Annotated in this window: 32 protein-coding genes; 20 read left to right on the plus strand and 12 right to left on the minus strand. The window is 56.0% G+C overall.

The window, feature by feature from the left end; translation table 11 throughout:
* The first annotated feature begins 61 nt into the window (after positions 1-61).
* Both ACQ86N_RS01785 and ACQ86N_RS01790 read left to right on the plus strand, forming a co-directional pair.
* Positions 62-1,510 carry an ABC transporter permease gene (locus tag ACQ86N_RS01785; protein ID WP_431213668.1) on the plus strand — a complete coding sequence of 483 codons (1,449 nt, stop codon included), beginning with the start codon at positions 62-64 and terminating at the stop codon, positions 1,508-1,510.
* 59 nt (positions 1,511-1,569) lie between these two features.
* Complete coding sequence (locus ACQ86N_RS01790) at positions 1,570-2,499, plus strand: ABC transporter permease (RefSeq protein ID WP_431213669.1); 930 nt, start codon at positions 1,570-1,572, stop codon at positions 2,497-2,499.
* Positions 2,500-2,515: 16 nt separating this feature from the next.
* On the opposite strand, the gene ACQ86N_RS01795 is transcribed toward ACQ86N_RS01790, so the two are convergent.
* The 6 genes from ACQ86N_RS01795 to ACQ86N_RS01820 all read right to left on the minus strand — a co-directional run bounded on the left by ACQ86N_RS01795 (position 2,516) and on the right by ACQ86N_RS01820 (position 7,836).
* Positions 2,516-3,796 (minus strand): T9SS type A sorting domain-containing protein, encoded by a 1,281-nt coding sequence (locus tag ACQ86N_RS01795; RefSeq protein ID WP_431213670.1) that lies wholly within the window; start codon positions 3,794-3,796, stop codon positions 2,516-2,518.
* A 314-nt stretch (positions 3,797-4,110) separates the two neighbouring features.
* Entirely contained in the window at positions 4,111-4,608 is a 498-nt protein-coding gene (locus ACQ86N_RS01800; protein ID WP_431213671.1) for a pseudouridine synthase, read from the minus strand.
* Positions 4,592-4,921 carry a pseudouridine synthase gene (locus ACQ86N_RS01805; RefSeq protein WP_431213672.1) on the minus strand — a complete coding sequence of 110 codons (330 nt, stop codon included), beginning with the start codon at positions 4,919-4,921 and terminating at the stop codon, positions 4,592-4,594. The genes ACQ86N_RS01800 and ACQ86N_RS01805 overlap by 17 nt, the downstream gene beginning before the upstream one ends.
* Positions 4,922-4,930: 9 nt before the next feature.
* On the minus strand, positions 4,931-5,977 hold the full coding sequence (locus ACQ86N_RS01810) for a pseudouridine synthase (RefSeq protein WP_431213673.1): 1,047 nt from the start codon (positions 5,975-5,977) through the stop codon (positions 4,931-4,933).
* A gap of 362 nt (positions 5,978-6,339) precedes the next feature.
* A complete protein-coding gene (locus ACQ86N_RS01815) occupies positions 6,340-7,140 on the minus strand; it encodes a TonB family protein (RefSeq protein WP_431213674.1) in 801 nt (266 codons plus the stop codon).
* Positions 7,141-7,164: 24 nt separating this feature from the next.
* The gene (locus ACQ86N_RS01820; RefSeq protein ID WP_431213675.1) at positions 7,165-7,836 is read right to left on the minus strand and encodes a hypothetical protein; all 672 of its coding nucleotides are present in this window, start codon (positions 7,834-7,836) and stop codon (positions 7,165-7,167) included.
* Between the two features lie 171 nt (positions 7,837-8,007).
* Between ACQ86N_RS01820 and ACQ86N_RS01825 the strand changes: the two genes are divergently transcribed.
* The 18 genes from ACQ86N_RS01825 (at position 8,008) to ACQ86N_RS01910 (ending at position 20,491) form a co-directional block, all read left to right on the plus strand.
* Positions 8,008-8,418 (plus strand): hypothetical protein, encoded by a 411-nt coding sequence (locus ACQ86N_RS01825; RefSeq protein WP_431213676.1) that lies wholly within the window; start codon positions 8,008-8,010, stop codon positions 8,416-8,418.
* 93 nt (positions 8,419-8,511) lie between these two features.
* Positions 8,512-8,940, plus strand: coding sequence for an RNA polymerase sigma factor (locus ACQ86N_RS01830; RefSeq protein WP_431213677.1), 429 nt, complete (start codon positions 8,512-8,514; stop codon positions 8,938-8,940).
* A complete protein-coding gene (locus ACQ86N_RS01835; protein ID WP_431213678.1) occupies positions 8,922-9,140 on the plus strand; it encodes a hypothetical protein in 219 nt (72 codons plus the stop codon). Before ACQ86N_RS01830 ends, ACQ86N_RS01835 begins: the two co-directional genes overlap by 19 nt.
* A gap of 174 nt (positions 9,141-9,314) precedes the next feature.
* Positions 9,315-9,641, plus strand: a complete 327-nt coding sequence (locus tag ACQ86N_RS01840) for an ArsR/SmtB family transcription factor (RefSeq protein ID WP_431213679.1) — start codon at positions 9,315-9,317, stop codon at positions 9,639-9,641.
* Between the two features lie 18 nt (positions 9,642-9,659).
* Positions 9,660-10,088 (plus strand): VOC family protein, encoded by a 429-nt coding sequence (locus ACQ86N_RS01845; protein ID WP_431213680.1) that lies wholly within the window; start codon positions 9,660-9,662, stop codon positions 10,086-10,088.
* Positions 10,088-10,567 (plus strand): SRPBCC family protein, encoded by a 480-nt coding sequence (locus ACQ86N_RS01850; RefSeq protein ID WP_431213681.1) that lies wholly within the window; start codon positions 10,088-10,090, stop codon positions 10,565-10,567. Before ACQ86N_RS01845 ends, ACQ86N_RS01850 begins: the two co-directional genes overlap by 1 nt.
* Positions 10,568-10,729: 162 nt before the next feature.
* The gene (locus ACQ86N_RS01855) at positions 10,730-11,566 is read left to right on the plus strand and encodes a FecR family protein (RefSeq protein WP_431213682.1); all 837 of its coding nucleotides are present in this window, start codon (positions 10,730-10,732) and stop codon (positions 11,564-11,566) included.
* A 70-nt stretch (positions 11,567-11,636) separates the two neighbouring features.
* The gene (locus ACQ86N_RS01860) at positions 11,637-12,404 is read left to right on the plus strand and encodes a hypothetical protein (RefSeq protein ID WP_431213683.1); all 768 of its coding nucleotides are present in this window, start codon (positions 11,637-11,639) and stop codon (positions 12,402-12,404) included.
* Positions 12,362-12,724 carry a TonB-dependent receptor plug domain-containing protein gene (locus ACQ86N_RS01865; RefSeq protein WP_431213684.1) on the plus strand — a complete coding sequence of 121 codons (363 nt, stop codon included), beginning with the start codon at positions 12,362-12,364 and terminating at the stop codon, positions 12,722-12,724. The genes ACQ86N_RS01860 and ACQ86N_RS01865 overlap by 43 nt, the downstream gene beginning before the upstream one ends.
* 37 nt (positions 12,725-12,761) lie before the next feature.
* On the plus strand, positions 12,762-15,098 hold the full coding sequence (locus tag ACQ86N_RS01870; protein WP_431213685.1) for a hypothetical protein: 2,337 nt from the start codon (positions 12,762-12,764) through the stop codon (positions 15,096-15,098).
* A 10-nt stretch (positions 15,099-15,108) separates the two neighbouring features.
* Positions 15,109-16,425: a SusD/RagB family nutrient-binding outer membrane lipoprotein gene (locus ACQ86N_RS01875; protein ID WP_431213686.1), complete on the plus strand. Its 1,317-nt coding sequence runs from the start codon at positions 15,109-15,111 to the stop codon at positions 16,423-16,425.
* Positions 16,316-16,609 carry a SusD/RagB family nutrient-binding outer membrane lipoprotein gene (locus tag ACQ86N_RS01880; protein WP_431213687.1) on the plus strand — a complete coding sequence of 98 codons (294 nt, stop codon included), beginning with the start codon at positions 16,316-16,318 and terminating at the stop codon, positions 16,607-16,609. The genes ACQ86N_RS01875 and ACQ86N_RS01880 overlap by 110 nt, the downstream gene beginning before the upstream one ends.
* A gap of 11 nt (positions 16,610-16,620) precedes the next feature.
* Entirely contained in the window at positions 16,621-18,027 is a 1,407-nt protein-coding gene (locus ACQ86N_RS01885; RefSeq protein WP_431213688.1) for a DUF5689 domain-containing protein, read from the plus strand.
* Positions 18,008-18,136 (plus strand): hypothetical protein, encoded by a 129-nt coding sequence (locus ACQ86N_RS01890; protein WP_431213689.1) that lies wholly within the window; start codon positions 18,008-18,010, stop codon positions 18,134-18,136. The genes ACQ86N_RS01885 and ACQ86N_RS01890 overlap by 20 nt, the downstream gene beginning before the upstream one ends.
* Before the next feature lie 251 nt (positions 18,137-18,387).
* On the plus strand, positions 18,388-19,023 hold the full coding sequence (locus tag ACQ86N_RS01895; RefSeq protein ID WP_431213690.1) for a carboxypeptidase-like regulatory domain-containing protein: 636 nt from the start codon (positions 18,388-18,390) through the stop codon (positions 19,021-19,023).
* Positions 19,024-19,167: 144 nt separating this feature from the next.
* Complete coding sequence (locus tag ACQ86N_RS01900; RefSeq protein WP_431213691.1) at positions 19,168-19,512, plus strand: TIGR03118 family protein; 345 nt, start codon at positions 19,168-19,170, stop codon at positions 19,510-19,512.
* Complete coding sequence (locus ACQ86N_RS01905) at positions 19,509-19,841, plus strand: hypothetical protein (RefSeq protein ID WP_431213692.1); 333 nt, start codon at positions 19,509-19,511, stop codon at positions 19,839-19,841. Before ACQ86N_RS01900 ends, ACQ86N_RS01905 begins: the two co-directional genes overlap by 4 nt.
* 53 nt (positions 19,842-19,894) lie before the next feature.
* The gene (locus ACQ86N_RS01910; RefSeq protein WP_431213693.1) at positions 19,895-20,491 is read left to right on the plus strand and encodes a matrixin family metalloprotease; all 597 of its coding nucleotides are present in this window, start codon (positions 19,895-19,897) and stop codon (positions 20,489-20,491) included.
* Here the strand turns inward: ACQ86N_RS01910 and ACQ86N_RS01915 are convergent.
* From ACQ86N_RS01915 to rlmN, 6 genes are all read right to left on the minus strand, one after another.
* Positions 20,486-21,130, minus strand: a complete 645-nt coding sequence (locus ACQ86N_RS01915) for an HD domain-containing protein (protein ID WP_431213694.1) — start codon at positions 21,128-21,130, stop codon at positions 20,486-20,488. The two genes, ACQ86N_RS01910 and ACQ86N_RS01915, sit on opposite strands and share 6 nt — an antisense overlap.
* A gap of 17 nt (positions 21,131-21,147) precedes the next feature.
* Positions 21,148-21,939, minus strand: coding sequence for a hypothetical protein (locus ACQ86N_RS01920; protein WP_431213695.1), 792 nt, complete (start codon positions 21,937-21,939; stop codon positions 21,148-21,150).
* A gap of 115 nt (positions 21,940-22,054) precedes the next feature.
* Positions 22,055-22,948, minus strand: coding sequence for a pirin family protein (locus tag ACQ86N_RS01925; protein WP_431213696.1), 894 nt, complete (start codon positions 22,946-22,948; stop codon positions 22,055-22,057).
* Between the two features lie 6 nt (positions 22,949-22,954).
* A complete protein-coding gene (locus tag ACQ86N_RS01930; protein ID WP_431213697.1) occupies positions 22,955-23,842 on the minus strand; it encodes a pirin family protein in 888 nt (295 codons plus the stop codon).
* 131 nt (positions 23,843-23,973) lie between these two features.
* Positions 23,974-24,558, minus strand: coding sequence for a Crp/Fnr family transcriptional regulator (locus ACQ86N_RS01935; protein WP_431213698.1), 585 nt, complete (start codon positions 24,556-24,558; stop codon positions 23,974-23,976).
* A gap of 2 nt (positions 24,559-24,560) precedes the next feature.
* Entirely contained in the window at positions 24,561-25,628 is a 1,068-nt protein-coding gene (gene rlmN, locus ACQ86N_RS01940; protein ID WP_431213699.1) for a 23S rRNA (adenine(2503)-C(2))-methyltransferase RlmN, read from the minus strand.
* Positions 25,629-25,686: the final 58 nt, after the last annotated feature.

Raw genomic sequence — 25,686 nt, forward strand, 5'->3', positions numbered from 1 at the left:
TTTTTGGCCCGATATCCCCGACGAGCATCATCCATCCAACGAGAAACGAGAACCGACACATATGTTCACCACCTACTTCACGACCGCCTGGCGTAACCTCCTCCGGAGTAAAGTTTACAGCGTCCTCAATATCCTCGGACTCGCCGCGGGCATGGCGGTGGCCCTGCTCATCGGTCTCTGGGTCCAGGACCAGACAGGCTGGGATAAATTCCTACCAGGCTACCAGCAGGCCTATCAGGTGCGCTTCCGGCAAAGTGAAAACGGCATCATTCGCAGCACGCCCCACGTGTGTCTGCCCCTCGCCACGGCACTGAAGAACGACATTCCGGAGATCGAATACACGGTTCCGAAATTTGGACCGGTCGGCGCCATGTTTACTATCGCAGACAAACGCATCAATGTCAATGGCCTTTTTGCAGGCGACGAGTTCCTGGAGCTGTTCAGGTATCCCCTCATCAGCGGAAAGGCCGCAACCGCGCTGAAAGATATATACTCTGTTGTGGTCACCCGATCGACGGCGATCGCCGTATTTGGAACTACTGACGCTGTCGGCCGCGTCGTCGACATATACGGCGACAAATGCCATGTAACAGCCGTCATGCAGGACGTTCCCAAAGCCTCGACGATGCAGTTCGGTTTTATCAGACCCTTCAGCTCATTCGTCGCCACACCGGGATGGTCGAGGGACGCGCTCACCAAATGGGGAGACTGTTTCTTTGATCTGTATGCGTCCCTCCGTCCGGGCATCACTTACGCGCAGGCAGAACCGAAGATACGGATGCTGGTAAAGAAATATACTCCCGAATCCTGGCCGGCATTCCGGAGAGAGGTGGCCATGCAGCCCATGGCCGACTGGCATTTGTACACGGACTTCAAAGACGGATATCCTTCCGGCGGCCTCATCGAATATATCCGCCTGTTCAGCATCATCGGCCTGCTCGTGTTGCTGATAGCCTGTATCAATTTTATGAACCTGAGTACCGCCCGCAGCGAGAAAAGAGCACGGGAAGTGGGGATCAGGAAGGTCATCGGCTCTTCGCGCAAGGGGCTAATCGCCCAGTTCCTGACCGAGGCCATCGTCATCGCATCGGTCAGCGGGATCCTCGCGCTCGGGATAGTGCAGGCCATTTTGCCGGGCTTCAATGGGCTTATCAGGACACAGATCCCGATACCCTACGGCAGTCTCGTCTTCTGGCTGGCGTTCGCCGGATATATACTCTTCACCGGTCTACTTGCAGGCAGCCGGCCGGCTTTTTATCTTTCGTCTTTTCAACCGATAAAAGTATTAAAAGGGGATCGAGGTTTTCGAAGGCCCCGAACGAGGCCGGAGCAAGGGACGAAGCTCTGGCCGAAGTTCTTGAGCGGCGGTCCTTCGGCTACACGGGGGCGCAAGGCGCTTGTCGTCCTGCAGTTCACCTGCAGCATCGCCCTGATCATCGGCACGATCATCGTCTACCAGCAGATACAATACGCTCGAAACCGGCCCAGGGTTATGATCCCAACCGTCTGATCTCAACAGTTGCGATTTCCGACTATTCCGTAGTAAAAAGAGAAGTACTTGCCACCGGTATGGTCAGCAGTATGACCAGATCGACGACCACAGCTACGTCCGTCGCCTCTCACAATACCATCGAGGGATGGCCCGGCCGGCAGCCCAACGAAGGGCTCAGTCTGGCATACAACGCCGTGGCGGACACCGACTATTTCAGGACACTGGGAATGCCGCTGGTTTCGGGCCGCAATTTTACGGGCAATTTCGGCGTGGACAGCCTCGACGTCATACTGAACGAGTCGGCCGTGCGGCGGATGCGGCTAACGCAGCCGCTGGGCCAGTCGATCCGCTGGCATGTATCCAATAGCCCCCGGCAGCTGCGCATAATCGGCGTCGTGAAAGACATCCTGACGGACAATCCCTTTACCGCGCCTGATGCGCAGTTGTATGTCTTTCAGCCCAACGCGACGTTCGTATTCATGGTCCGTCTGGACCCCCGCGTAAATACCCATGTCGCGCTGTCCAGGCTCGAACCGATATTCCGCAAGAACAACTGGGACGGATCGTTCAACTATCAATTCGTCGACGACAACTACGCCGCGCTGTTTTCGCTGGAGGCGCTGATCGGCAAGCTGGCAGCGGTTTTTGCGGGGCTCGCGATCTTTATTTCCTGTCTCGGGCTGTTCGGGCTGGCGGCCTATATGGCCGAACAGCGGACGAGGGAGATCGGTATCCGGAAAGTGCTCGGGGCCTCGGTGTCGCAGTTGCTGCTGCTGCTGTCAAAAGATTTTGTCATCCTCGTATCGGTCAGTTTTCTGATCGCCTCGCCGCTGGCATATTTCCTTGCCCACCGCTGGCTGCAGGGCTACGACTATCGCACCAGCATCGGCGTCGGCGTATTCCTCCTGACGGGGCTCGGGGCTTTGGCGATCGCGGCGCTGACTGTCGGGTATCAGTCGGTGAAGGCGGCATTGATGAACCCGGTTAGAAGCTTAAGGGCGGACTGACCTCTGCCGTCGGGGCCTAGTCCTTCATCACCTTCAACACCTCCGACTTACCCGTCACACTCCGCAGCACGATCAGATAGATCCCATTCGGATAACGGCTCAGGTCTACGGTTCCACCGCTGACAAAACTATTGTTCTGCTGCAGCATCCGGCCATCCAGTGTCACCAGGCTCAGCGACGTGGGCGTCGTGCTGTTCGTATTCACAGTACAACCGCTCTTTACGGGGTTGGGATAGAAACTCACACGGGACGCCTCTTCGACCGAAACCTCATCGACCTTCGAGTAGACGAACGTCCCATCCTGGTCGACCATCTTCAGGCGGTAGAAATTGTTACCTGCCCCGGCATTCTTATGCGTAAAAGCATAGCTGCGGGCCGTAGTACTGTTGCCGGCCGCCTGTACGCTGCCGATAGTCTCCCAGCTGTTCTGGTCGGTGCTGTGTTCGATATAGAAGAAGGAAGAGTTTGATTCGATGGCAGTAGACCAGTCGAGACGGGCGCCATCGCCCGAGGAAACAGCCGTGAAGTCTACAAGGCCTACGGGCAGGGTAGAGACCGATGCCGTCAGCGCAGAAGTGCTCAGCAGAAATCCGTCACCAGCATGGCCGGTCGACCAGGAAGACGACCCGCCATCGCCGCGCATATACATTTTGAATGTAACACTGGTCACGTTGGTGCCGTTGATCAGGATCGAACCGCTGGCCGCGCCGAGACCGGTAGTGCCGGCAGGGCTGGGGTCGTTATTGAGAATAGAAGTATTGGTAACAGTCAGCTCGGAAGAACCCGACAACTTCATCAGCGTGACACCGGTGGATGACAGGTCGAATTCGGTTGTAAATCCGAGTCCGCCAGCGGTGCCGCCAAGACCGGCGACATGAATGACGGGGTTATTGATGGGCGCGCTGAACGTGATCGTCAGGTCCGCCATATACCACCTGCCGCTGGTGCTGCGACCGGCATTCTGCAGCGCGAGGGCAGAGTTGAAGATCTCGACGCCATAGTTGTTGGTAGTAGAGATACCCGTACCCGCGGTCATGGTTCCGGCAGCCGTAAAATTGCTGCTGGACGCGCCACCGACGGAACCGAGAGACATATAAAGATTGAGACTGCCGGCGCCACTGCCGAATGGATTGACATTGGTGCCAAAGCTGGAACCGGTCCTCGTAGAGACCTGCGCCGAAGTCATCGTATATTGCTGGTTACTCAAAGAGAGTGTAGCCGTAGTGGTCGGCGAAGTAAAGGCGGCGTACGTACCGTTGGTGCGGTTCTCATAAAAGGTCATCACCTGATTGGCCACACTCGGGCCGGTCGCGGACGTCGAAGCCGACGAGCTGGTCAGCTCCAGCGTGGCCTGAGACCTGGCAGACAGAGCAGCTGCGAGAGAGATGATCAGGACAAGTGGAAGATTTCAACAGGGTGTAAAGAGTTTTCATTTTGTGTCTGGATTATTAGTTTCTGACACGAGAGAAGACAATGCCGGTGCCAAAACATAACAATGCTCTCTGCCAGACAGTTAGACCCTGATGTCCTATCGCGTATATTCCAGAAAGAAGACTAAAATCCCCAAATGGGATATTTTCCCAAAAACGCATAGGGTTGGTCCTTAGTGGGTTATAAGGTCCAGGGGGTATGTTTTGCTAAGTAGAACTGCTTAAAATACATTCGCCGGCATTTCCCGGGGTGCGGAAGGGAGGTCGTCTGCGCTACTGTTTCCATTTCTTCAGCTGCTGAATCAGCGCCCGCATGTCCTTTGGCAGCGGCGCCTCGAGCGTGATGAAACTCGCCGCCGGCGTCCTGGAAATGCAGCAGATGGGAGTGGAGAGCGAGGCGGGACAGGATAGGGCGCTCTGCTTCGGCGTCCTTCGACAACTTGAAATTGCGCTTAAAGCCGGACAGCAGCACGGGCCGGGCATCGCCATACAATTCGTCGCAGACGATTGGGTGGCCCAGCGCCTGCATATGCACGCGTATCTGGTGCGTGCGCCCCGTATGGATGCGGAACTGCACCAGCGAGTACAGTCCCATATCTTCGATCACTTCGTAGTCCGTCACCGAGGCCTTGCCGCGGCGGTTGACGACCATCGTCCCCAGTTTAGTAGGGTGTTCCATGATGGGGAAATCGATGGTGCCCTTGCCTTCGGCGAGGCTGCCCTCGGACGAGGCCTTGGTAAAGTTTCTCGACGTCGCGGTGTTCAAAGGCCTCCGACAGGAATTTATGCGTGGCCTCGTCTCTTGCGAAGACGATAACGCCGCTTGTCTCGCGATCCAGCCGGTGGACCGTAAAGATATTGCCGTATTTCTCCCTCAGCCACGACTTCAGCGAAGGTTCCTCTCCTTTCCTGTCCGGTATGCTGAGCATTCCGGCGGGTTTATTGATCGCGATAAAAGCCGCGTTCTCGAATATTATTTCGGGTTTGTACATTGGACTAAATTAATCCCCATCACTGTTAAAATGGCCCGGTTTGTGGGGCCGCGACCTGGACGGCGTAGTGGCGGGTTTCCGTCCCTTCGGGGGGATACTGCGCGGAGGCCGTTTGCCGGGTGCGGCCCCGGGTCCTGCCGTGGCAGTGGCCGTTCTGCGGGGTTGCCCGGATTCCGCCGGGACCTCGACGCTGGCCCATTCCTTCACGCGGGCGGACGATCCCTTGATAGAGGAGTTGAGATATTTTAAAATTCGTATTTCCTTTTCCGTTAGTAGCCGCCATTTCCCGCGCTGTACGTTCTTTTTGGTGAGGCCGGCGTACATGACGCGGTCGAGACCGCGGACGTCGTAGCCCAGGTGCTCGAAGATGCGGCGGACGATGCGGTTGCGGCCGCTGTGTATCTCGATCCCGATCTGCGTCTTGTCCCCGGGGTCGGCATAGGCCAGCGCGTCGACGTGGGCAACGCCGTCTTCCAGATCGACCGCGCCGCCGATGATCTTTTCGAAGTCGGCTTTGGTCAGCGGCTTGTCGAGGCTGACGTGATAGATCTTTTTTATCTCGTGGCTGGGGTGCGCCAGTTTCTGGGCGAGGTCTCCGTCGTTGGTCAGCAGGAGTACTCCCGAGGTATTACGGTCGAGCCTCCCTACAGGGAAAACGCGTTCCTGCGTGGCGTGCCGTATCAGATCGAGCACCGTCTTGCGTCCCTGAGGGTCGTCGGTCGTTGTGATATAGTCTTTGGGTTTGTTGAGCAGGATGTATACAAAATTCCGCGAGATGGTCACCTTCTTGCCGTTGACCTTTACGGTATCCGTCGGCAGGACCTTCGTGCCCGGTTCGGTAACGACCTGACCGTTGACCGATACCTTTCCCACGCGAATCAGGTCGGCTGCGTCGCGTCGCGAGCAGATGCCGCCATGTGCGATGTACTTGTTGAGTGGGAGAGTGTCGCCGTGCGGTGGAGTAGTGCCTTGTGTCGGGGTAGGCTTTGCTCCCGGGGCAGGCTTCCTCCCGCAACCGCGGGTCTTTCCGGTCCCCCTTCTCGGGTGCACCCGCACCCCGCTTGAGCGCCAGGGTCGGCGGCTTGGTCTTGCCTGGCAACTTTTTGAACCTGGCCTCTTTGTCAGCCGGCCCGCCGGCCGCCCGCCTCTTCTCCTCAAAATGCCTCTCGATGGCCTCCTTCCTTTCTTTCTTCTCCGCCTTTTTCTCCTGGCGGAACTCTTCTTTGATGGCGCTGTTGCGCTTCTTATTATAGAACTTGCTGAAATTGTCCGTTTTACGCTTCATATCCAGTGGGATTTGCTGTTTTACAACAGTAATTATGCTGGACTAAGCCCAGCCAGCGGCGAAGGTACGAAAAAAGGCAGCCGCCTCCTGGCGAGTGCAGCGCGCCACCCCGAGAGTGCCGCCGGCAGCCCACCTAACGAAGGTGGAATACCACCGGCTGCCGCTTGAAATCATCGCTCGTTACGCCACCAAATATTGCGGGTATCCAGTCCTGCATCAGTCGCATCACCCGCAAGGCTTCTTCATCGAGATATTTGTCAACTGACTGCGATACGTGAGGGTTTTCGACCTTCCCTTCTTTGCTTACCTTAAAATCAACGATTACTATTCCCTCTGTCTCGTGAACGACGGCGCTGTCCGGGTACCGGAGGGTTTTGTTGAGAAACCGCAGGAACTGTGGAGGGCCACCCGGGTACTCGGCCTGGCGCTCAAACTCCTTCACAAATTTGTTGCGGGACCCGTTTTCATTATAAAAACTGCCGGATACCTGTCTGCCGGTGTCGTATACGGCCTTTCCGGACAATTTGCCATTTTGATAATAGCCACGCCATTCTCCCGTCTTTTTATTATTGCTGTTCTGACCCTTCACCCGTAGTTTGCCATCCGGATAGTAAAAAGACTCCTGTCCCTCTTCCTTTCCTTTTTGAAAGGTGCATTGGTGGGTGATGATTCCTTTATCGCTGTACCAGCTGAATTCACCTTGCTGAATATGAAAAGAATCGTCCGTGTATACACCGGTCATCTGCGGCGCGCCCGTGAGGAAATGGTCAGTTACCTGCCACAGGTCGTTGTTTCTGGTTTTGGTCCTGAAGTACGCCGCGTTTGTGGCGATGGTCTGCTTCCAGGACTTGTCGAAATAGGTTGTGTCCTGGGCTGCGGCGGTAATGGTATAAACAAGGAAGATGAGTACAAGAAAGGGTTTGAGGGTTTGCATAGCGCGCAAGATAGCAGATATTCTTCAATCCACCGACCTGTCATAGTCCCAGTTGCGCGCTACACAACCCTTCGTCTGATACACCCTCCAGCCTCTGGCAACACCTCCATTTCGCGCCTCCTTCAGCAGCTCGTACCGAAGGTCGCGCGGGAATAATAAATGCCACCAGATATGCTGCGTATACGGATGCCCGAATACTCCTATCTGCGCCAGTATCTCATAGGTCGCGGAGGCGCAGCGCATACCCACGACCGCATAGTCGTAGGGAGGGTGTGCCAGATAGGCCCTGCTGAGGTTGTCCAATTTTTTGCGTTGTACTGAAGTGATGGGTATGCTCACAACCAGCTGTCTCAGGCTGTCGACGCAGTATTTTCGGCTATGGGTATAGTTGAAAGTGTGCCAGAAGGCGCCGACGCTATTGGTGGTGAACGCCGACCGGAAATCTGCCCGGCTGCGGGATGGGAAAATATGGCAGATCGGCCTATATACGGTCGGTGCGAAGCTCAGTACCCTGTCCCTGCCCGTCTGGAGGACGACATGACCCCCAGCCCTGCCTCCAAACCATTTAAACTCAGTGGGATAGCCCTCCGCGGGCTCCGATCCGTAGATGATCAGGACGCGGATACTGTCCTTCGTCTGACCGAAAGCGCTGATACAGAGGCAGATTAGCAAAAAAAGACAGGCCGGGAGCTTCACGGATGGGGGTTTGCGTAAATATAGACCATAATTTTAAGGGATTTCACTAGTTTTTGCCTATTGAAGATCAAGTAATTACTCATTTCGGCATTTTCTCCCCGTACGATTTTCTCCCCGTCGGCGTTATAGGAGGGAATAATCCTTTTACCCGTACCCTAATTCGGATACCCTATGCTCAAACACATAGACTATCTCTACTTTAACATCTATAGCTATTTCTATAGATCCAGCCAGTACCGGCAAGTCTTCAACCCCCGTCTTCAGGCCATGTATCTGTTCTCCCTCGGACTGGGAGGGTGGCTCCTGTTCTTCGAATCGATGTACCTCCATTTTTGGAGACACTCCCGGTTCGAGTCCAAGATGCAGTCGAGTATTTTCGCAGGCATGATCTATATGCTGACCGCGGCGTTCTTCAACTACGTATTTATTATACGCGACCGCGACCAGAAGATCTTTGGGAAATATGAGACGCTCGTCGACGGGCACAAGCGCCGTAAACTGCATTTGGTGCTGTCGCTCAGCGTTTTGTTGCTGCCTTACGCGCTGATGACGGTCCTGGCCGTAATGTTCCCGAGACACTAAAGATCGCGGGCCCGCGCCGGCGGGCAAAACTTAAAAATTTCGTAAACTAGGTTTATAGGGGATCGCCATCCCGTACCCGATCTTTGTCGGGTTATGAGCACCCAGGAAATGCTCTCCGACGACAGCCCGCTGCTGCTGCGGCTCAAAGAAGGAGACCGAACTGCTTTTGATGAAATCTTCAACCGCCACGCGGGGCCTGTCCTCACGTATATCCGTCGGCGCCTCAACGGGGCTGCGGAGGCGGACGACATCCTGCAGGAAGTTTTCCTCCGGCTCTGGAAAAAGCGCGACTCCATCGTTATCCACACCTCTTTCCGTAATTATATATTTACGGTCGTCCAGAACTGTATCAGCGATCATCTCCGCGCGATCAAAAAAAGAATTACACCCTCGTCGACGAATTTCAGGAACAAGCCACCGAACGTCCCCAGCCCGACGAACAGTACCAGCACAAACAGGTGTACCATATCTGGAAGGACGCCACCAACAAACTCCCCGGCCAGATGCGGCGTATCTATGTGATGAAGACGGAAGACCAGCTGACCGTCAAAGAGATCGCCTCGCAGCTGCAGCATCAGCGAGCAGACCGTCAAGAACCAGCTGCACACCGCCGGACAGCGGATCGTCAAGATCCTGAGGCAGGTACAGCTGTTCTTTTTGTAGACCGCGGTTCACGCGACCTGGTCCCGTGGTTCACGTGGTTCATGCCCCCGTATCGGTAGTCCACGCCCCGCACTGTATCGATGGTTCACGCGTCCGGTCCCGCGGTTCACATGGTTCACGACTCCCGCTGTATCGATGGTTCACGTCCCGCCCCGATGGTTCACCCCCAAATAAAAATAAATTTGCGCAGTCAAATAACTGCGCATATATTTGCAGTCAAATAGCTGCATATAATGATCATCCGCAGAGACGTCTTCCAGGCAATATCAGATCCCACGAGGCGGGCCATACTCAGCCTGCTCGCAGTCGGCGCCCTTACACCCAACGCCATCTCCGAAAATTTCGGCACCGCCAGACAAACTATCTCCAAACACCTGCAGATCCTCACAGAATGCCAGCTGCTGGAGCAACGGCAATCGGGACGGGAGATCTACTATCAGCTGAACCCCGTAGGAATAAAAGAAGTCTCGGACTGGACCGAGCAATTCCGCGAGCTGTGGGAAGGCAGAATGAACCATATGGATCAGCTGCTGAAAAGAAACAAAAGCAAAAAACAATAACCAATCAAGCTCCTTACAATGGCAAAACACATCTATCCCTGCCTGTGGTTTGACAACCAGGCCAAAGAAGCCGCCGAGTTCTACTGCGGTATCTTCCCCAATTCAAAAGTCCTGAACGCGTCGCCGATGGTCGTGAACTTTCAGCTGAACGGCGCGCACATAATGGCACTCAACGACAGAAGGCCGCCGAACCACTTCAACGAAGCGTTTTCGTTTGTCATTCCCTGCGAGGACCAGCAGGAGATCGACCACTACTGGAACAGCCTTACCGCCGACGGTGGAGAAGAAAGTATGTGCGGCTGGTGTACCGACAAATTCGGCATCTCCTGGCAGGTCATCCCGGCAATACTGGGCCAGCTGATGAGCACACCCGAAAAAGCGCAACGCGTAGTCGCGGCTTTCCTCAAAATGAGAAAAATGGATCTCCAAACGCTAATCAACGCATAATGGCCGCCAAACAAATCACCGTCAGCAGAATATTCGATGCCCCGGCGGAAGCGGTATGGCAGCTGTGGACGGATCCCGAAAATATCAAACAATGGTGGGGTCCGGATAAATTCACCTGTCCGCTGGTCGAACTGGATTTCCGCGAAGGAGGAACCTCGCTGGTTGCAATGAAAGCCCGTCCCGAAATGGGCGGGCAGACACACTACAATATCTGGACGTATACCAGTATCTCCCCGCACAAGAGAATTGAATTTATCATGAATCTGTCGGACGCGAAAGGCGCCAAACAGAAGCCCACCGCGGTGGGCATGCCCGCCGATTTTCCCGAAGACGTCAGGACGGTCGTGACTTTTGAATCCCTGGGCCCAAACCAAACCAAAATGACGGTGACAGAATCCGCCGACTTCGGCACCATCGCCCATTTTGCCCAACTCGGACTGGAACAGTGTTTCCAAAAAATGGTACTTCCCCGGCGTTAGATCCCCTGCCGGGGCCCCGCGGTTCACACGGTTCACGCCTAACACCGGGGTCCAGCGGTTAATGCCGGCCCCCCGGCCCAGCCAATATAACCAAATTGTTAACTCCCATTTCCTCCTAGTACCAACTCCCTCCGCCTCCCGTCTATTCGTCAAACCGTTGAAATGACCTTTACCGACGACGCACATCACGACGAAGACTGGAGACAGGCCTGGGACAACCCCGACGAGATCGACCCCGCAAAGAAAAAGGCCCTGCTCGACAGCCTGCACCTTAAAATGGACGCAGGCCACAGCCCCTCCGGCACCACCCGCCGTCTCCTATTCATAGGCCTCCCGGCCGCAGCCGCAGCCGCCGTCCTGATCTTCCTGTTCGTAAGGTCGGTAATGGCGCCAATCCCCGTAGCCCGGTGGCGCGAGATCGCCAGCGCCAATACCATGCTGCGCCTAACCCTCGACGATAGCTCGACACTCTTCCTCGCGCCGCACTCCGCCATCCGCGTCTACCCGAAATTCAGCAGCCAGCGTAAAATAGACCTGACAAATGGTATCGCCTTCTTCGACGTAAAGAAAGACGACAACCACCCCTTCTCCGTCTCCGCCGGCCCGCAGCTGATCACCGTACTCGGAACGGCTTTCTCCGTCCAGCGCCTCGACTCCATAAATATAGACCTGATGGTAAGAGACGGAAAAGTCGCGCTCGACGTACCCAACCAAACCCGCCGCATCCTCCTCACCGCGGGAATGACCGTCAACACCGCCGCCTGGCAAACGACACAGGTCGACCCCGCCGACACCGACTGGTGGCTCCAGCAACAAGTAAGATGGCACAACATCGCACTCGGCGACCTGCTCCGGAAGCTCGGCAACTACTACCGAACAAAATTAACCTACGATACGATCGATAAGCAGATGAAAGTAACGCTCACCTGGGACATGAATCTCTCACTGGAAGAGAATCTCGGTGTATTGAACTCAGTGACCGGCTACAATATCCACTAGGCATTCCGTATCAAAAAAATTCCCGGCCCGCGCCGGGGGCACCCATCTATTGTCTATAATGAAAAGGAATATGTTACACACAAAGTCGAATTTGACTATCTTATTCTCACTACTTATCCTGCTTGCCGGCCCGGCCCTCACGAGGGCCCAGAAAGGCACCCTGCACTTCCGCCACGGCGCGGGCAGTCTCGCCATGGTCGCGGAGCAATTCGGCGCCCAGTTCAGAGTCCAGCTGGCCTATGCAGACGCCGAGCTCGGCGCGGTAAAGGTCACCGCCGCCAGCTACGAAGCAGAAGGTGTCGGCGAGCTGCTGAACAAGGTCCTGGCGAAGTCCGGCTTTGCGGCCACCGTCCGCGGCAACAGCTGGGTCATCAAACGCAGCGAGACCGGCGACAAAAAAGGACCGCCCATGGTCATCACCGGCGTGATCAAGGAAGGCTCCATCCCAGTGTCCGGCGCTACCGTCATCATCAAACAGGACGGACAGCGGCCCGTCACCGCCATCGCCGACGACAAAGGCGGATTCGGCAAGATGCTGAACAGCCAGCTGGAAGGCTCCATTGAAGTTTCCGCGGTCGGCTACCGCCCGCTAAAAAAGAAATTCACCGCGCAGGAAAATCTCTACCTGCCGATCGAGCTGCAGAAAGACGATCGCCAGATGCAGGACGTCGTCGTGACGGCGCTCGGTATCAAAAGAGAAGAAAAATCACTCGGCTACGCCACCACCACCATACAGGGCAAGCACGCTCGACAGACGCGCTGTCCGGCAACTGGACCGACGCCCTCTCCGGCAAAGTGGCAGGCCTCACGCTGGTGCGCTCCAACAGCGGCCCCGTAGGTACCAACAAGATCATCCTCCGCGGCGAGAACAACCTCACCGGCGACAACGAGGCGCTGATCGTTGTGGACGGCGTCGTCATCAACCAGGGCAGCGGCCGCCGCAGCGCCATCAGCGGCGAAGTACCCTACGGCACCAGCAGCGACAATATGCCCGCCGACTACGGCAGTAATACCAACGACCTCAACCCCGAAGACATCGAATCGGTACAGATATTAAAGGTCCCGGCGCCGCGGCCCTCTACGGTCAGCGCGGCGCCAACGGGGCCGTCATCATCACCACCAAGTCGGGCAGCATCCGGAAGAGCGGTCTCGGTATAACCCTCGTATCCAATGCTACCGAAGAGCAGGTCAATCGGTGGCCTGCCATGCAGTGGCAATATGGCCGGGTCTCGCGGGGGCCAACTATTACTCCTATGGCGCCTCCGCGGACGGGGCCAGCACCAGCGGCACCAGCAGCGCCTACGGCCCGAAGTTCGACGGCCAGCTATTCTACCAGTACGACCCGACGACCCAGGCCCAGGGCGCCGGGCGCACCCTGTGGCGTCCCTACAAGGACAAGATCCACGAGTACTTCAAACCCGGTCAGACGATAACCAATACCGTTAGCATCGACGGAGGAACGGACAAAACGACGGCGAGGTTCTCGGTCACCAACGTAGACAACAAATGGATCGTGCCGAATACAGGGTATAAACGAAATTCCGTCTCCCTCAGCGTCAACTCCAAAGTCAGCGACAAGCTGCAGATCTCTTCCAAGATCGACTACAACAATATGTGGAGCGACAACCTGCCCGGCGCCGGCTACGGCAACCAGTCCATCATGTACTGGTTCATCTTCTGGCAGCCCAGCGCAAACATGGACTGGCTGAGGAACTATTGGGTCAGGGGACAGGAGGGCCGGCAGCTCGAATTTCCCTTCAGCAGCTATCCCGAGAATCCTTTTGCCATCGCCTATGCCTTTCTCAACAAGTCCAACCGCAACGAACTGACGGGCAACGTAACGGCAACCTATCAATTTACAAAGGAACTCAGCCTGCAGATGAGGACCTCACTGGATTTTTCCTATGAGACCCGGGCGCAGCAACGGCCCTACGACGCGGGCGCCAAATACCCCAAGGGTAGCTACCGCACGCAAAACATCTTCTCCGAAGAGTCCGGCGCCGACTTCATGCTGCGCTATGTAAAAACCATCGCGGGCGACTTCCGCCTGACCGCTACCGGCGGCGGCAGTATCCTGCGGAACAACTACAACTACAACGAGGTGCGAGCCGATTCGCTAACTTACCCCGGCGTATACACGCTGTCCAACAACGCGGGGCCGCTGGTGACGCTGCCGGCGAAGAGCCAGTACGGCATCAATAGTTTTTACGGGCTGCTGTCGGGTTCGTACAAAGACTATCTCTTCCTCGACCTGACGGCGCGCCAGGACTGGAACAGCGTGCTGGCCACACCGCTGCGCACTGCCAACGCCGGATTCTTCTATCCCTCGGCCAACCTTAGCTATGTCCTCTCGGACGCCTTCACCCTGCCTTCCTGGATCAGCTTTGCGAAGGTCAGATTCTCTGCCAGCGGCGTCGGCAGCGGCGGCACGCAGCCCTATCTCACGGCGTACAACTACACCACCGCCGGCAGCCTCTACAACGGCGGCCTCCAAAATCCGTCGTTGCTCGCCAATCCCGACCTCCGGCCGCTGCGCACCATCACCTATGAGATAGGCACCGATGTGCGGCTCTTCCACAGCCGCCTCGGCCTAGACCTGGCCGTGTACAACGGCAACACAAAAGACCAGATCCTTAAAAGGGTGGTCGACCGCGCTTCCGGCTACAGCCAGGCGCTGATCAACGCCGGAAAGGTCAACAACCGCGGTATCGAAGTCGCGCTCAACGGCTCACCCGTCAAGACGAAGAACTTCTCCTGGACGGTCAACGTCGTCTTCGACGCCAATACCAACAAGATCAAACAACTCGCCGACAGCAGTGTCGTTATCTACAACGGCCCCGTCGGCGGCGGTCAGATCGTCGCCAAAGTCGGAGGCAGCATGGGCGATCTCTACGGACAGGGCTACCTGCGGGCGCCGGACGGCCGGGTCGTATACGACAACCCGACGGGATTTGCAAAGCTCGACCCCAACGTGAGATACCTCGGCAACACCATCCCCAAATGGAAGATGGGACTTACCAACGACTTCTCCTACAAACAGTGGCACCTGCACCTGCTCTTCGACGCGCAGTACGGCGCCGTGGCCCATTCCCTCACGCACTATAAATTAGCCGAACAAGGCAAGACGCCAAACACCCTGCCCGGCCGCTACAACGGCATCATCGGCAACGGCGTGACCCTGGACGCCAACGGGCACTATGTAAAGAACACCGTCATCGCGACCGATATCGACAACTACTACCGCAGCCATTTCGGACAGAACAACGCCGAAGGCAGCGTCTTCCGGACCGACTTCATTAAATTCCGCGAGGCGCGGCTGGACTACAGCCTGAGCGTCGGCCTGGTGCATAAACTGCACCTACAGCGTGCCACCGTGGGCGTATACGGACGTAACCTCTATATCTGGTCGAAATGGCCCGACTTCGACCCCGAGTTCGGGACGCTGAACGGCACCGATATCGTTCGTGGCTTCGAGATCGGTCAGTTCCCCTCGACCCGGTCATTCGGAGCAAATCTGGTTCTTGGATTTTAATATGAACAAAATGAAACAACTTACTACCGTCATATTGCTGTTGAGTCTGGCCGCGACTTCCTGTACAAAGGACTTCCAGACGATGAACACCGACCCGAACAATACTCCCAACGCGCTGCCGCAGCAACTGCTGGCGCCCGCGCTGGTCAATACCCTCACGTATAACATGACCCGGAACCGCGGCTTCAACAACGAGCTGATGCAGGTGACGGTCAATCTGAGCGATGCCGAGGGGCAGCCCTTCCGCTATGATATCCCCAACAGCTATTCCGACTACCTCTACAACGGATGGTATTCACAGCTGACCAACTTCAAGGATATCTATAAGATCTCGAGCGTCGAGCCCAACTATAACAAGTCCTATATGGGCATCTCCCTCATCTGTCAGTCCTGGATCTATTCCATGCTGACCGATACCTACGGGAACGTCCCCTATTTCCACTCCAACCAGGCGAAGGACTCTGCGGACTACCAGCCGGCCTTCGACGCACAGAAGGATATCTACTTCGATATCTTCAGGCAGCTGGATACCGCCAATAGCCTGCTCTCGGCCAATACGGCCATCATCGGGGCCAGCGACCCCGTTTACAACGGCAATATCGCGCGCTGGAGGAAATTTGGCAACTCCCTCTACCTTCGGCTGCTGCTGCGCATCGCCGGTAAATCCGAGGTCGCCGATACCTGTATCAAAAAGTTCCAGTATATCGTAGCGAACCAGAGCAGCTATCCGCTGATCGACAGCATCGGGGAGTCCGCCATACTGCGCTGGACAGGTGTCGCGCCTCTTAACTCGCCCTATCTCTCCGTCCGCGAACAGGACTTCCGGACACCGGCGATCTGCAGCTTCTTTATCGACCATCTCTCCAACTGGAGCGACCCGCGTATCGATGGTCCCACCTGGGGCGTCAACAATATTAACCGCTGGGACATTGCCCCCTACTCTGGTCAGTACATCGGCGTACCGAGCGGCTATTCTCCAGGCACGGGTCAACCTAAAAAATGCTATTTCTATTCGACCACCTCCACGAGTACGCTGATGACGGACCCTCTCACCGGTATGATGCTCAACTACGGCGAAGCTGGAGTGTATGCTGGCGGAAGCCGCGGTCAAGGGCTGGATCCCCGGCCCCGCGGAAGCCTACTACGACAGCGCGGTATCGGGGGGATCCACCAGTGGCTGCCCAACTATAACGTGCCCATTACGACCTATCTCGGCAATGCCGACATGCAGTGGGACGAGAGCGCGTCCTTCGACGACAAGATGGAGAAGATCCAGCTGCAGAAATATTATATTTTGTTCCTGGAGGATATGCAACAAGTGGTTTGAATACCGCCGGACCGGGCATCCCGCGCTGCCCAAAGGACCGGGGCTGAAGAATGGCGGCGTGATGCCGGCGAGACTGGCATATCCCGTCTATGTGCAGTCGACGAATCCGACGAACTACAAGCTCGCCGTGGCAGCGCAGGGGCCTGATCTGATTTCAACACAAGTCTGGTGGCAGAAACCGTAAACACAATCAAGATGAAAAAATTATTCGCATATTCTTTGCTGGCAGGCCTGCTGTTCGGGTGTAAAAAAGACAACTACCCCGGCTCGGTCATCAGCCCCTTTGTCGCCATCTACGATATTCGGCAGCTCTATAAAGGAGCCGATGTCAAACTGACAAAGGACAATATGGGCGGCTCTACGACGATCACGGCCATGGTCGTGTCGGACCATTCCGGTGGCAATATGCCGGCGGGGCTGCTGGTCGTACAGGAAGCCCGAAGGCTCTCTTCGGTGCGTGGTATTTCGATACCCATCGGGGATGACGCCGCGAAATATGTTCCAGGCGACTCGGTCTCGATAAAGGTCGAGGGTGGGGTATTGAAACGGGTCAACGGCATCCTCGAGATCACGGGCGTCCCGTCTGCTGCTATCGTAAAGATCTCGTCCGGTAATACCATTCCTATCAATCAGGTGCATGCGAATGCGATACTGGCCAGCCCCAGCGACTATGAAAGCGTCCTGTCGGTGGTTGTAAAGGGTGGCTTCGACCCGCTGCCGCAGCCGACGGACGTGCTGGCGGGGGATAAGGTGCTGAACGACGGGTTTGGCAATCTGGATCTGCACGTAGAGGCGTCTTCGGCCCTGGCCGGCTTTACGGCTCCCTTCAGCGCGAACTACTACGGGATCGTATTCAATTCCGCGGACGGCAAGGGGACGCTGACGCCCCAGTTGAGGCCACGGGTGGCCGGCGACGTGATCGTCCTGAGTTCGGCGGTTACGATCGCTTCGGCCGTTATTACGGGCTTTGCGAGCGACGTAAAGGGTGCGGACCAGCCCTATGAGTATGTGCAGTTGATGGCGACGCGGGATATCGATTTTTCTGTTACGCCGTTCTCGGTAGTGATCTTAAATAATGCGAATGCTTCCACTCCCGTGGGCTATCCCTCGAAGGGCTGGGCGACGGGCGATATGCGGTCATTCAAGCTCAGCTGTTTCTCGGGTTTTGCGGCGAAAGGGACCTTCTTCTATGTCGGCGGCAGCGGCAAGATGATCAACGGTGCGGGCTCGACGAGTATGGCGGGCAGCAACTGGATCCGGGCTTTTGACTATTCGAAACAGGGTGGCGACGGATTTGGGCGCGCGACGACGGGGCTGATGGCGAACAGCGGCAATGCGTTTGGGATTGCGGTCTTCCACGACTCCGCGGTGGATGTCAATTCTGTGCCCGACGACTGCATTTTCATCTCCGGCGGCGGCAGCCTCTATACGCCGGGGCCGCCCGAACAGGGATACAAGATCAACAATACGGACTTCCTACAATATCGTCGATCCGGTATCTCTTCAGAAGCAGCCGTATTACAAGGAAGGTTCGAACACGTTGTGTTTCGCCTACAATACCGCCGACGTGGGGTACTTCAATATGCTGGGCGGTGTTTATAGTCCGGGGCTGGGGAAATGGATGACGGCGAGGGCGCAGAACAATGTGCTGATGAGTAAGACCTCGCCGCTGTCCGCGATCGAGGTGGATGGGGCGACGCAGTTGAAGTAGGCGCGTAAACCGTGACCACACCCGCCAGGAAATCCAACCCCGCCGTTGGGCAGCTGCGACAGCGGGCCAAACAAAAGACGCCGTAGCTTCGTCCCATAAGAGATGAGTTGATAGCAATAGGCCCCCGCGAGGGGGCTTTTTATTTCGGAGTGACCCGACGGACGCAAAAAAGAGGTAATTTCCCTTTTGGTTTGAATAAGTTGTTATTATTCATAGTATTGGTCCTGGCCGGCCATTGCGTTTTGGGCCAGGTGGAGGTGAGCGGAACGGTCTATGACCGGTCACAGCTGTTTTATATGCCCCGCGTCAGCGTACTGTCCACCTCAGGGAAAGGAACCATGACCGACTCCGCAGGGCACTATGCCATCCGCCTCCGGAGCGGCGATTCCATCTATTTCTCCTACCTCGGCAAAGAAACCCAGAAATTTCCCGTAAAAGGCGACCAGCTCTACTATCCCCTCAACATCAGCCTCGCCGTCACCGTCGACAGTCTACCCCTCGTAGTCGTCCGCCCCACACTCTACCGTTATGACTCCCTCGCTAACAGGGACGAGTACCGCAAAGTATTCGAATACTCACCCGAATATATGACCAGCAATGGCGGGTTCAATCTGGATATGCTCTTCAACGGCCGCAAAAACCGCCAGATGCTCGCCCTCCAGTCGCGTCTCGTCTGGGAGGAGCAGGAGAAATATATCGACCACCGATTTAACAAGACGCTCGTGAAGAGTATCACGGGCCTGCGCGGCGAAGCGCTCACGCTGTTCATGCGCATGTATCGTCCCTCCTACGAGTACATCCTCGGCTGCGAGAACGACTACGAATTTCTGAAGTATATCAAGGACATGGGCACGAAGTTTAAACAGGAGTGGGGTAGGGAGCGGTAGACAAAGGAGGGTGGACCGGCGATCCGCCTCGATCGGAAATCCCCCAAAACCGATCGGTAACTACGGCCCCGCGCGGCTTCCGGCTCTCACTATGTTTGCTGCAAATACAGCCGAAATGCAGAAACACCAACTAACGAACCTGAGATGGAAACCAGCGGCGGACGCGACCTTATCTACGCCGCCAACTTCGGGGCAAAGAAAATTGACGTGTGGGATACAGCGTTTTCACCGGTAAGGATGTCTTTCTTAGACTCAAGCCTGCCGAAAATATACTCACCCTATAATATTCAAGCAGTTGGCGACCAGCTTTTTGTCATTTATGCCGTTTTGGACGCCGATGGACACGGAGTGGCAGGATCAGGAAAGGGCATAGTCAGCGAGTTCAGGACAGACGGCACCTTTATTCGGAGGTTCGCTTCCAACGGGACGCTGAACATTCCCTGGGGCATCACGGCGGCGCCGGCGAGCTTTTGGAAGATAAGGACATGAGTGTCAACGAGTCCAGGTCGGGAGGAGAAAGCGGCAGATACGGCGGTGGCATTGGTTCAGGAGGCCAGGGCGGCAGCGGAGGCTACCACAACCCAAAAGACTCCGTAATCCTCGTTGGAAACTTCGGAGACGGCCATATCAACGTATTTTCGCAGAATGGAGATTTTCTCGGTCAACTACAATCACGCAAACAAACGATCGTCATCGACGGACTCTGGGCGCTATCGTTTCCCCCTGCTTCCGCAGGCATCGACCCCGGCAAGCTCTATTTCCCGGCCGGGCCAGACAAGGAATCGGACGGCATCTTCGGGTACCTTTTCAAACAATAATCATAACCATAGCAACATAGGTCACACGCGCAGGGCCCCCGTAGTAAGGGGCCTTGTTTTTCTTCCGGCCGGGCTCCTGTTTCTGGCCCTGCTCCCGGCTGCCGCCGCCTTGCCGGAACCCCTTCGCTCACGCCGAAACCGTCATCATCATCCAACCCTTCGGAGATTTTACGCCCGGCAAGGCCGAACTCATCTACAGACAGATCAGAAGACTCGATCCCAACACCGTCCTGAGAACAAGCCTGCCACTGCCCGTGACGGCTTATTACTCCACCCGCGACCGCTATCGCGCTGACTCGCTCATCCGCTATCTCGGCCGGTCAGCCGCCGGTGACACGATCGTCATCGGGCTCACGAATAGGGACATAAGTACGACCAAAGGAAATATTCAGGACTGGGGGATCATGGGGCTGGGCGACAACCCCGGACGGGCAGCCGTAGTGTCGACATTCCGTCTTTCCGCCTCCGACAGGGACGGCCAGCTATATAAAGTAGCTGTTCACGAGCTGGGACATACGATGGGGCTGCAACACTGTAAGGATACTACCTGCTTTATGCGGGACGCCGAAGGCGCGAATCACCTCGATGAGGAAAAGGACTTTTGTACGGATTGCAAACGACATCTCAGGGATAAGGGTTGGAAACTATGACCCGGCCGGGCCGTGGTGCCGCGCTACACGCCTCTTCACTGCTTTAACATCCACACCCGCCGCCTTCATCTTCTCCTCCGCCTCCTCTTCGATCTGGTCTTTCAAGTCCCTGAGCGTCTCATCGAAGGCAACGTGCTTGTCCATCATATAGCTCATTTCGTATTCGATCTCCTCCCAGGTGGAAAAATCAGCGTGATTATGCTGCAGCTGAACCTCCAGCTTATCCAGCGCATTCGCCACCCGCGCTTCGTAAGTCTTCTTGTGCTCAAATTCATAGAAGAGATCATAGATTTCCTGCCCGTTGGTTTCTTTTAGTGCACTCCGAATATTTTCAATCGCCGCCCGCTCTCTTTCCTCTTTCTGCTGTCGCAGTGAAGGATCACGCAATACATCCAGCGCCGAAACGTCCCTTGCCTCCGCTTCCACCAGATCGTGTATGATGATCATCTTCAGCAGTCGCGCCGTATCGACGGGCGTCTTTAGCAGCGGCTCGATCAGCACGGCCATCAGCGCCATTCGCCAGCTGTGTTCGGCGACACTTTCCTGCCTGCCGTTGGATAGATAGCTATGGCGTAACTCGAATTTCAGCCGCTCGGCGAGCTGGAGAACTTTCAGGATGGAGGCGATCTGAGCTTTCATCCTGAAAGTTACGGAATCTATACTTTTTCGTTGGATCCGCCATGGTCGGACATCCCTCCGCGATCACCACCAGGACCAAATCTGCGTCCGAATCTTCCGCCCCTATGCTGCGACATCTTTTCATACTGGCTGTATTGTTCCGGCGTCAGCACGGACTTGAAGGTGTCGTTGCGTTTGGCCATCAGGGACTTCATCTGCTCCATCTTCTCCTGAGGCAGCAGGTTGTCATTCTCGTGGATGGCCTTCGCCTGAGCGTGAAGGCTTTCCTGTCCGGCTTTGATCTTCGATACCTGGTCGTCGCTAAGGTCGAGGCGCAGCCTGAGCCGCTCTATATGCGCGGCGGCCATCACCTGCCGGTCCTCCGTCATCCGCTTGCGGCGGGCGGCCATTTCTTCCTTTTGTTTGGGAGTCAGAAGGGCTTCCATTTTGGATTTCTTTTCCTTCTGCAGCGCGACGAGACTTGCCTTATATTCTCTCAGCGTGATATTGTCCTTTTTGTAGAGGTCAGAAGATTTTTGCCGATATTCTTTGTTGATAGCGGCTACCTGTTGACGTTGTTCAGGGGTATAGTGGATCATGGCGCGACCGTGTCCAAATCCGCGGCCGCCGCGTTCAAAACCGCGACCTTCGCGCGCGAAGCCATGCGTTTCGCGACCACCTTCCCGTCCGGCGCCGTCAAATTTCCTGTGGAACCGGTGGGTAGAATCCGAAGGAATCGTACCCGTCTGGGCCTCGGCGGCCCATCCAATCGTGAGTGCTCCTAAAAGAAATATAGATTTTCTCAGGAGAGAGGAGTTTTTCTGATTCATAACATTCAATTTTTATCACCTTAGGACGGCTCCAGGCCCTGAATGTTTAACGGTCCCCACGACCAGTCGGCGGTTAAAATAGGCCATTCACCGAAAACCTTCGTAGAACACCCCACTAAAACCTTCCCGCCTTATCATCCGCAATCGCCTCCTCGATCTCCTCCGCAGTATTCATCACAAAATTATCCCTGGCCGCTACCGGTTCTTCGATAGGCTGGGCCGACAGATACAACAACTGCGTGTCTTCCTTCGCGGTGACGATCAACTCGTCATTCTCCTTTTCAAATAGCACAAGCTGCCGTTCGGCAATCGTTTCAGCATTGACGCAAAGCGCGCCTTTCACAACATATAACATCGTCCAATAACCAGGCACGGCGCTCAGCTGGACGCGGCGTCCCGCATTGACCTCTCCCGAGATAAGAATCACCGGCGTAAAACCTTTCAGCGGACCCGTGGCGTCATCATAGTGCCCGCTGGCGAGACGGAGCCGGACTCCCTCCTGTTCCAGCACCGCAGGCTGCAGGTCCCCTGGGGCAAACTGGTAAAAGGGCTCGTCCAGTTTGTGGACGGAGGGCGCGTTGATCCACAGCTGTATCAGCTCCTGAACGCCTCCCTGCTCCAGCATCCTTGGCGTGGGGCCCTCGCTGTGGAGGATGCCTTTCCCGGCGAACATCCACTGCACGTCGCCTGCGCCGATAATGCCTTCATTACCCGCATTGTCGAGGTGATAGCCTTCACCTTGTAGCTGGAAGGTAACCGAGCTAAAGCGAAGGTTACGAACGAGTTCTTGCCAGTGGCAAGAACGAAGTTCTGGTGAGAAACGTCTGTGCGGGTGCATCGGCAGGCGTATCTGCGAGCCGGCAGCGATCGTATGCGGCGGCATATGATGCAGGACAATAAATGGATTGGCAAACCGGAACTCCGCATGCGGCAGCGGCTGGAGCACGGTTTGGCCGGGAGCGATCTCCTTCTCCCGGCCTTTTAGTATATGCGTTATTTTCTTTTGCATGACGTCTTATTCAAGTTCACCAAATTTTCCGGCCTGCACTTCGCGGATCGATTCGATAATTTCCTCCGTTGTATTCATCACAAAGGGGCCATAGGCGACGATGGGTTCATTGATCGGCTCGCCGCTGAGCAGCAGGATCTTCGCGCCTTCACTCGTACTGATCTCTATTTCTTCCCCTTCATTGGCGAACAGTACAAAACTATGTTCGGGGGCCGCCTCCCCGTTGACCTCCGCGCTGCCGTTGACGAGCAGCAGGGCCGTGTTGTGGCTGGCGGGTACACTGGTAGTCACCCTGCCTCCTTTATTCAGTCTTACGTCAAAAAGATTGATAGGGGTATAGGTCTGGGCCGGACCGGCTTCACCATTGAAATCCCCTGCGATCACGTTCACTTGTCCCTGACCGTCAGGCAACTCAACCCTGCCCATATTTTCGGCGGTAAGGGCCTGATAGTGTGGCGCGGTTAGCTTGTGGCGCTTCGGCAGGTTCACCCACAACTGCACCATTTCAAACGGGCCGCCCCTCTTCGAGAAGGCCTCATCGTGGAATTCCTTGTGCAGTATTCCCGACCCGGCCGTCATCCACTGGACGTCTCCGGGGTTGATGGTGCCGCTGTTGCCGGCGCTGTCGGCGTGGGCAACGGAGCCTTTATAGGCAACGGTTACTGTTTCAAAACCTTTATGGGGGTGGACGCCGACCCCGCGAACCTTCGCCGAGGGGCCGAAGTCGATCTCGGCGTTGAAGTCGAGCATCAGGAAGGGGCTGATCCGCTCCTGCGGGATCTCGCTGCCCGGCAACCCTCCTCCGCCAGGAATATAGTTATAAACCCTAAATCCGTCACCGACCATTCCGGGTGCGGCCGGCTGAGCTATAACGCGTTCGATTACTCTTTTCATGGTTAAATTCTCCTTGTTGATGCAAAGTTAGCGCCTGGGGAGGGGAGGAGGAATAACCTAGATTAAGAGCGCGCCGCGGGCTTCGCGGTTCACATGGTTCACGCCGTCACCCGTCACCACGGTCCCTCGGTTCACGCCCCCTTATTGGCCGAATTCAACATCTTGCTGAGAAACTCCGGGGTCACCCCGATATAAGACGCCACCTGTTTTTGGGGCAGAGCCCCGATGAGCGAGGGATATAACTGGCAAAAATTCGCGTACCGTTCCTTCGCTGGCAGGCTAAGGATACTGACCAACCGGGCCTGGTGCGCGGCCAGGGCGTTCTGAGAGAGAATGCGGAAGAACCGCTCGAACTTCGGGATCTCCACAAACAGCTGGTCCACTTCCACCTCCCGGATCCAAAGCAACTCACTATCCTCGAGGGCGTCGACCGAAAGAATACTCGGCCGCTGGTAGATCATACTCCCGATATCTCCGACCCACCAACCGGCCGGCGCAAACTGTATCACATGCTCAAACCCATTGCTGTCGATCGAATAACTGCGCAGCAGTCCCGCCGCAACAAAAGCGGGCCCCTTCACCACCTCTCCTTCCTGGTTGAGGAACTGTTTCTTTTTGACGACCCGATGATGGAGCAGCCCGACGAAATGTTCCCGCTCCTCGTCCGTGAGGGTAATATGACGCGAGATGTGCTCGAGGAGAAGGCTGGAGTCCATAACTAAACCTCTTTATTCGCCAGCTGCCCACACGCGGCATCAATATCCTTACCCCGGCTCCGCCGCAGTCGTGCATTAACTTTATTCTTCTCCAGATACGCCATAAACGCCGCGATCGCGTCCTCTTCCGGTTTCGCGAAAAGCGCCTGGTCGATGGGGTTGTATTCGATGATATTGACGAGGTCGGCGGGGACCTGGCGGTAGAGTTTTACCAGTTCATCCGCGTCTTTGATGCTGTCGTTGAAGTCCTTGAAAAGGATATATTCGAAAGTGATCTCGTTGCCGGTCTGTTTGTAGAAATGGTTGAGCGCGTCGATAAGAGCCTTGATATTGTTGGTCTCGTTGATCGGCATGATCTCGTTGCGCTTCTTGTCGTTGGCGGCGTGGAGGGAGACGGCCAGTTTGAATTTAACTTTGTCGTCGCCGAGCTGGCGGATCATCTTTGCCACGCCCGCGGTGCTGACGGTGATTCGGCGGGGGCTCATGCCGAGGCCTCCGGCAGGACTGGTGATCCGTTCGATCGCAGCCATCACGTTCTTATAATTGAGCAGCGGCTCCCCCATGCCCATAAAAACGATGTTCGACAGCTTCTTCTCATACACTCTTTCCGACTGCTGGTTCAAAAGAACGACCTCGTCATAGATCTCGTCTGCCTCGAGGTTCCGCTGCCGTTTCATATAGCCGGTAGCACAGAATTTACAGCTGAGCGAGCAGCCGATCTGGGAGGAGACGCAGGCCGTTTTACGTTCGTCGGTGGGGATGAGTACGCCCTCGACGAGGTGGTTATCGGTGGTGCGAAAACGGCTTTTGATGGTTCCGTCGGCCGAATATTGCGTGGCATCGACCTTCAGCGCCGGGAGGGTGAAGTTGTCAGCGAGCTTCTGACGGAGTTCCCTGGAGAGATTGGTCATGTCTTCGAAACTATGGGCGTGTTTCAGCCACAGCCATTCGTGGACCTGCTTCACGCGGAATTTCTTCTCGCCGAGCTGGTCGACCAGGTAATTTTCTAACTCACTGAGAGTCAGATGTCTGATGTTGGGTTTCTCCGTCTTCATGTCTTGCGCCTCCATTAAAAGGGGCAGCAAAGTTACGACAATTTATTGGGATGGGCTGCCGGCGGGGAACTGA

Source organism: Puia sp. P3 (assembly GCF_050632245.1).
Classification (GTDB): Bacteria; Bacteroidota; Bacteroidia; order Chitinophagales; family Chitinophagaceae; genus Puia.

Bases quoted from the DNA above. Each gene is read 5' to 3' on its own strand.
- ACQ86N_RS01785 (WP_431213668.1), top strand. From the start codon at position 62: ATGTTCACCACCTACTTCACGACCGCCTGGCGTAACCTCCTCCGGAGT.
- ACQ86N_RS01790 (WP_431213669.1), top strand. From the start codon at position 1,570: ATGGTCAGCAGTATGACCAGATCGACGACCACAGCTACGTCCGTCGCC.
- ACQ86N_RS01800 (WP_431213671.1), bottom strand. From the start codon at position 4,608: ATGGAACACCCTACTAAACTGGGGACGATGGTCGTCAACCGCCGCGGC.
- ACQ86N_RS01805 (WP_431213672.1), bottom strand. From the start codon at position 4,921: ATGTACAAACCCGAAATAATATTCGAGAACGCGGCTTTTATCGCGATC.
- ACQ86N_RS01815 (WP_431213674.1), bottom strand. From the start codon at position 7,140: ATGCAAACCCTCAAACCCTTTCTTGTACTCATCTTCCTTGTTTATACC.
- ACQ86N_RS01825 (WP_431213676.1), top strand. From the start codon at position 8,008: ATGCTCAAACACATAGACTATCTCTACTTTAACATCTATAGCTATTTC.
- ACQ86N_RS01830 (WP_431213677.1), top strand. From the start codon at position 8,512: ATGAGCACCCAGGAAATGCTCTCCGACGACAGCCCGCTGCTGCTGCGG.
- ACQ86N_RS01835 (WP_431213678.1), top strand. From the start codon at position 8,922: ATGCGGCGTATCTATGTGATGAAGACGGAAGACCAGCTGACCGTCAAA.
- ACQ86N_RS01840 (WP_431213679.1), top strand. From the start codon at position 9,315: ATGATCATCCGCAGAGACGTCTTCCAGGCAATATCAGATCCCACGAGG.
- ACQ86N_RS01845 (WP_431213680.1), top strand. From the start codon at position 9,660: ATGGCAAAACACATCTATCCCTGCCTGTGGTTTGACAACCAGGCCAAA.
- ACQ86N_RS01850 (WP_431213681.1), top strand. From the start codon at position 10,088: ATGGCCGCCAAACAAATCACCGTCAGCAGAATATTCGATGCCCCGGCG.
- ACQ86N_RS01855 (WP_431213682.1), top strand. From the start codon at position 10,730: ATGACCTTTACCGACGACGCACATCACGACGAAGACTGGAGACAGGCC.
- ACQ86N_RS01860 (WP_431213683.1), top strand. From the start codon at position 11,637: ATGTTACACACAAAGTCGAATTTGACTATCTTATTCTCACTACTTATC.
- ACQ86N_RS01875 (WP_431213686.1), top strand. From the start codon at position 15,109: ATGAAACAACTTACTACCGTCATATTGCTGTTGAGTCTGGCCGCGACT.
- ACQ86N_RS01880 (WP_431213687.1), top strand. From the start codon at position 16,316: ATGCCGACATGCAGTGGGACGAGAGCGCGTCCTTCGACGACAAGATGG.
- ACQ86N_RS01885 (WP_431213688.1), top strand. From the start codon at position 16,621: ATGAAAAAATTATTCGCATATTCTTTGCTGGCAGGCCTGCTGTTCGGG.
- ACQ86N_RS01890 (WP_431213689.1), top strand. From the start codon at position 18,008: ATGCTGGGCGGTGTTTATAGTCCGGGGCTGGGGAAATGGATGACGGCG.
- ACQ86N_RS01900 (WP_431213691.1), top strand. From the start codon at position 19,168: ATGGAAACCAGCGGCGGACGCGACCTTATCTACGCCGCCAACTTCGGG.
- ACQ86N_RS01905 (WP_431213692.1), top strand. From the start codon at position 19,509: ATGAGTGTCAACGAGTCCAGGTCGGGAGGAGAAAGCGGCAGATACGGC.
- ACQ86N_RS01915 (WP_431213694.1), bottom strand. From the start codon at position 21,130: ATGAAAGCTCAGATCGCCTCCATCCTGAAAGTTCTCCAGCTCGCCGAG.
- ACQ86N_RS01920 (WP_431213695.1), bottom strand. From the start codon at position 21,939: ATGAATCAGAAAAACTCCTCTCTCCTGAGAAAATCTATATTTCTTTTA.
- ACQ86N_RS01925 (WP_431213696.1), bottom strand. From the start codon at position 22,948: ATGCAAAAGAAAATAACGCATATACTAAAAGGCCGGGAGAAGGAGATC.
- ACQ86N_RS01930 (WP_431213697.1), bottom strand. From the start codon at position 23,842: ATGAAAAGAGTAATCGAACGCGTTATAGCTCAGCCGGCCGCACCCGGA.
- ACQ86N_RS01935 (WP_431213698.1), bottom strand. From the start codon at position 24,558: ATGGACTCCAGCCTTCTCCTCGAGCACATCTCGCGTCATATTACCCTC.
- rlmN (WP_431213699.1), bottom strand. From the start codon at position 25,628: ATGGAGGCGCAAGACATGAAGACGGAGAAACCCAACATCAGACATCTG.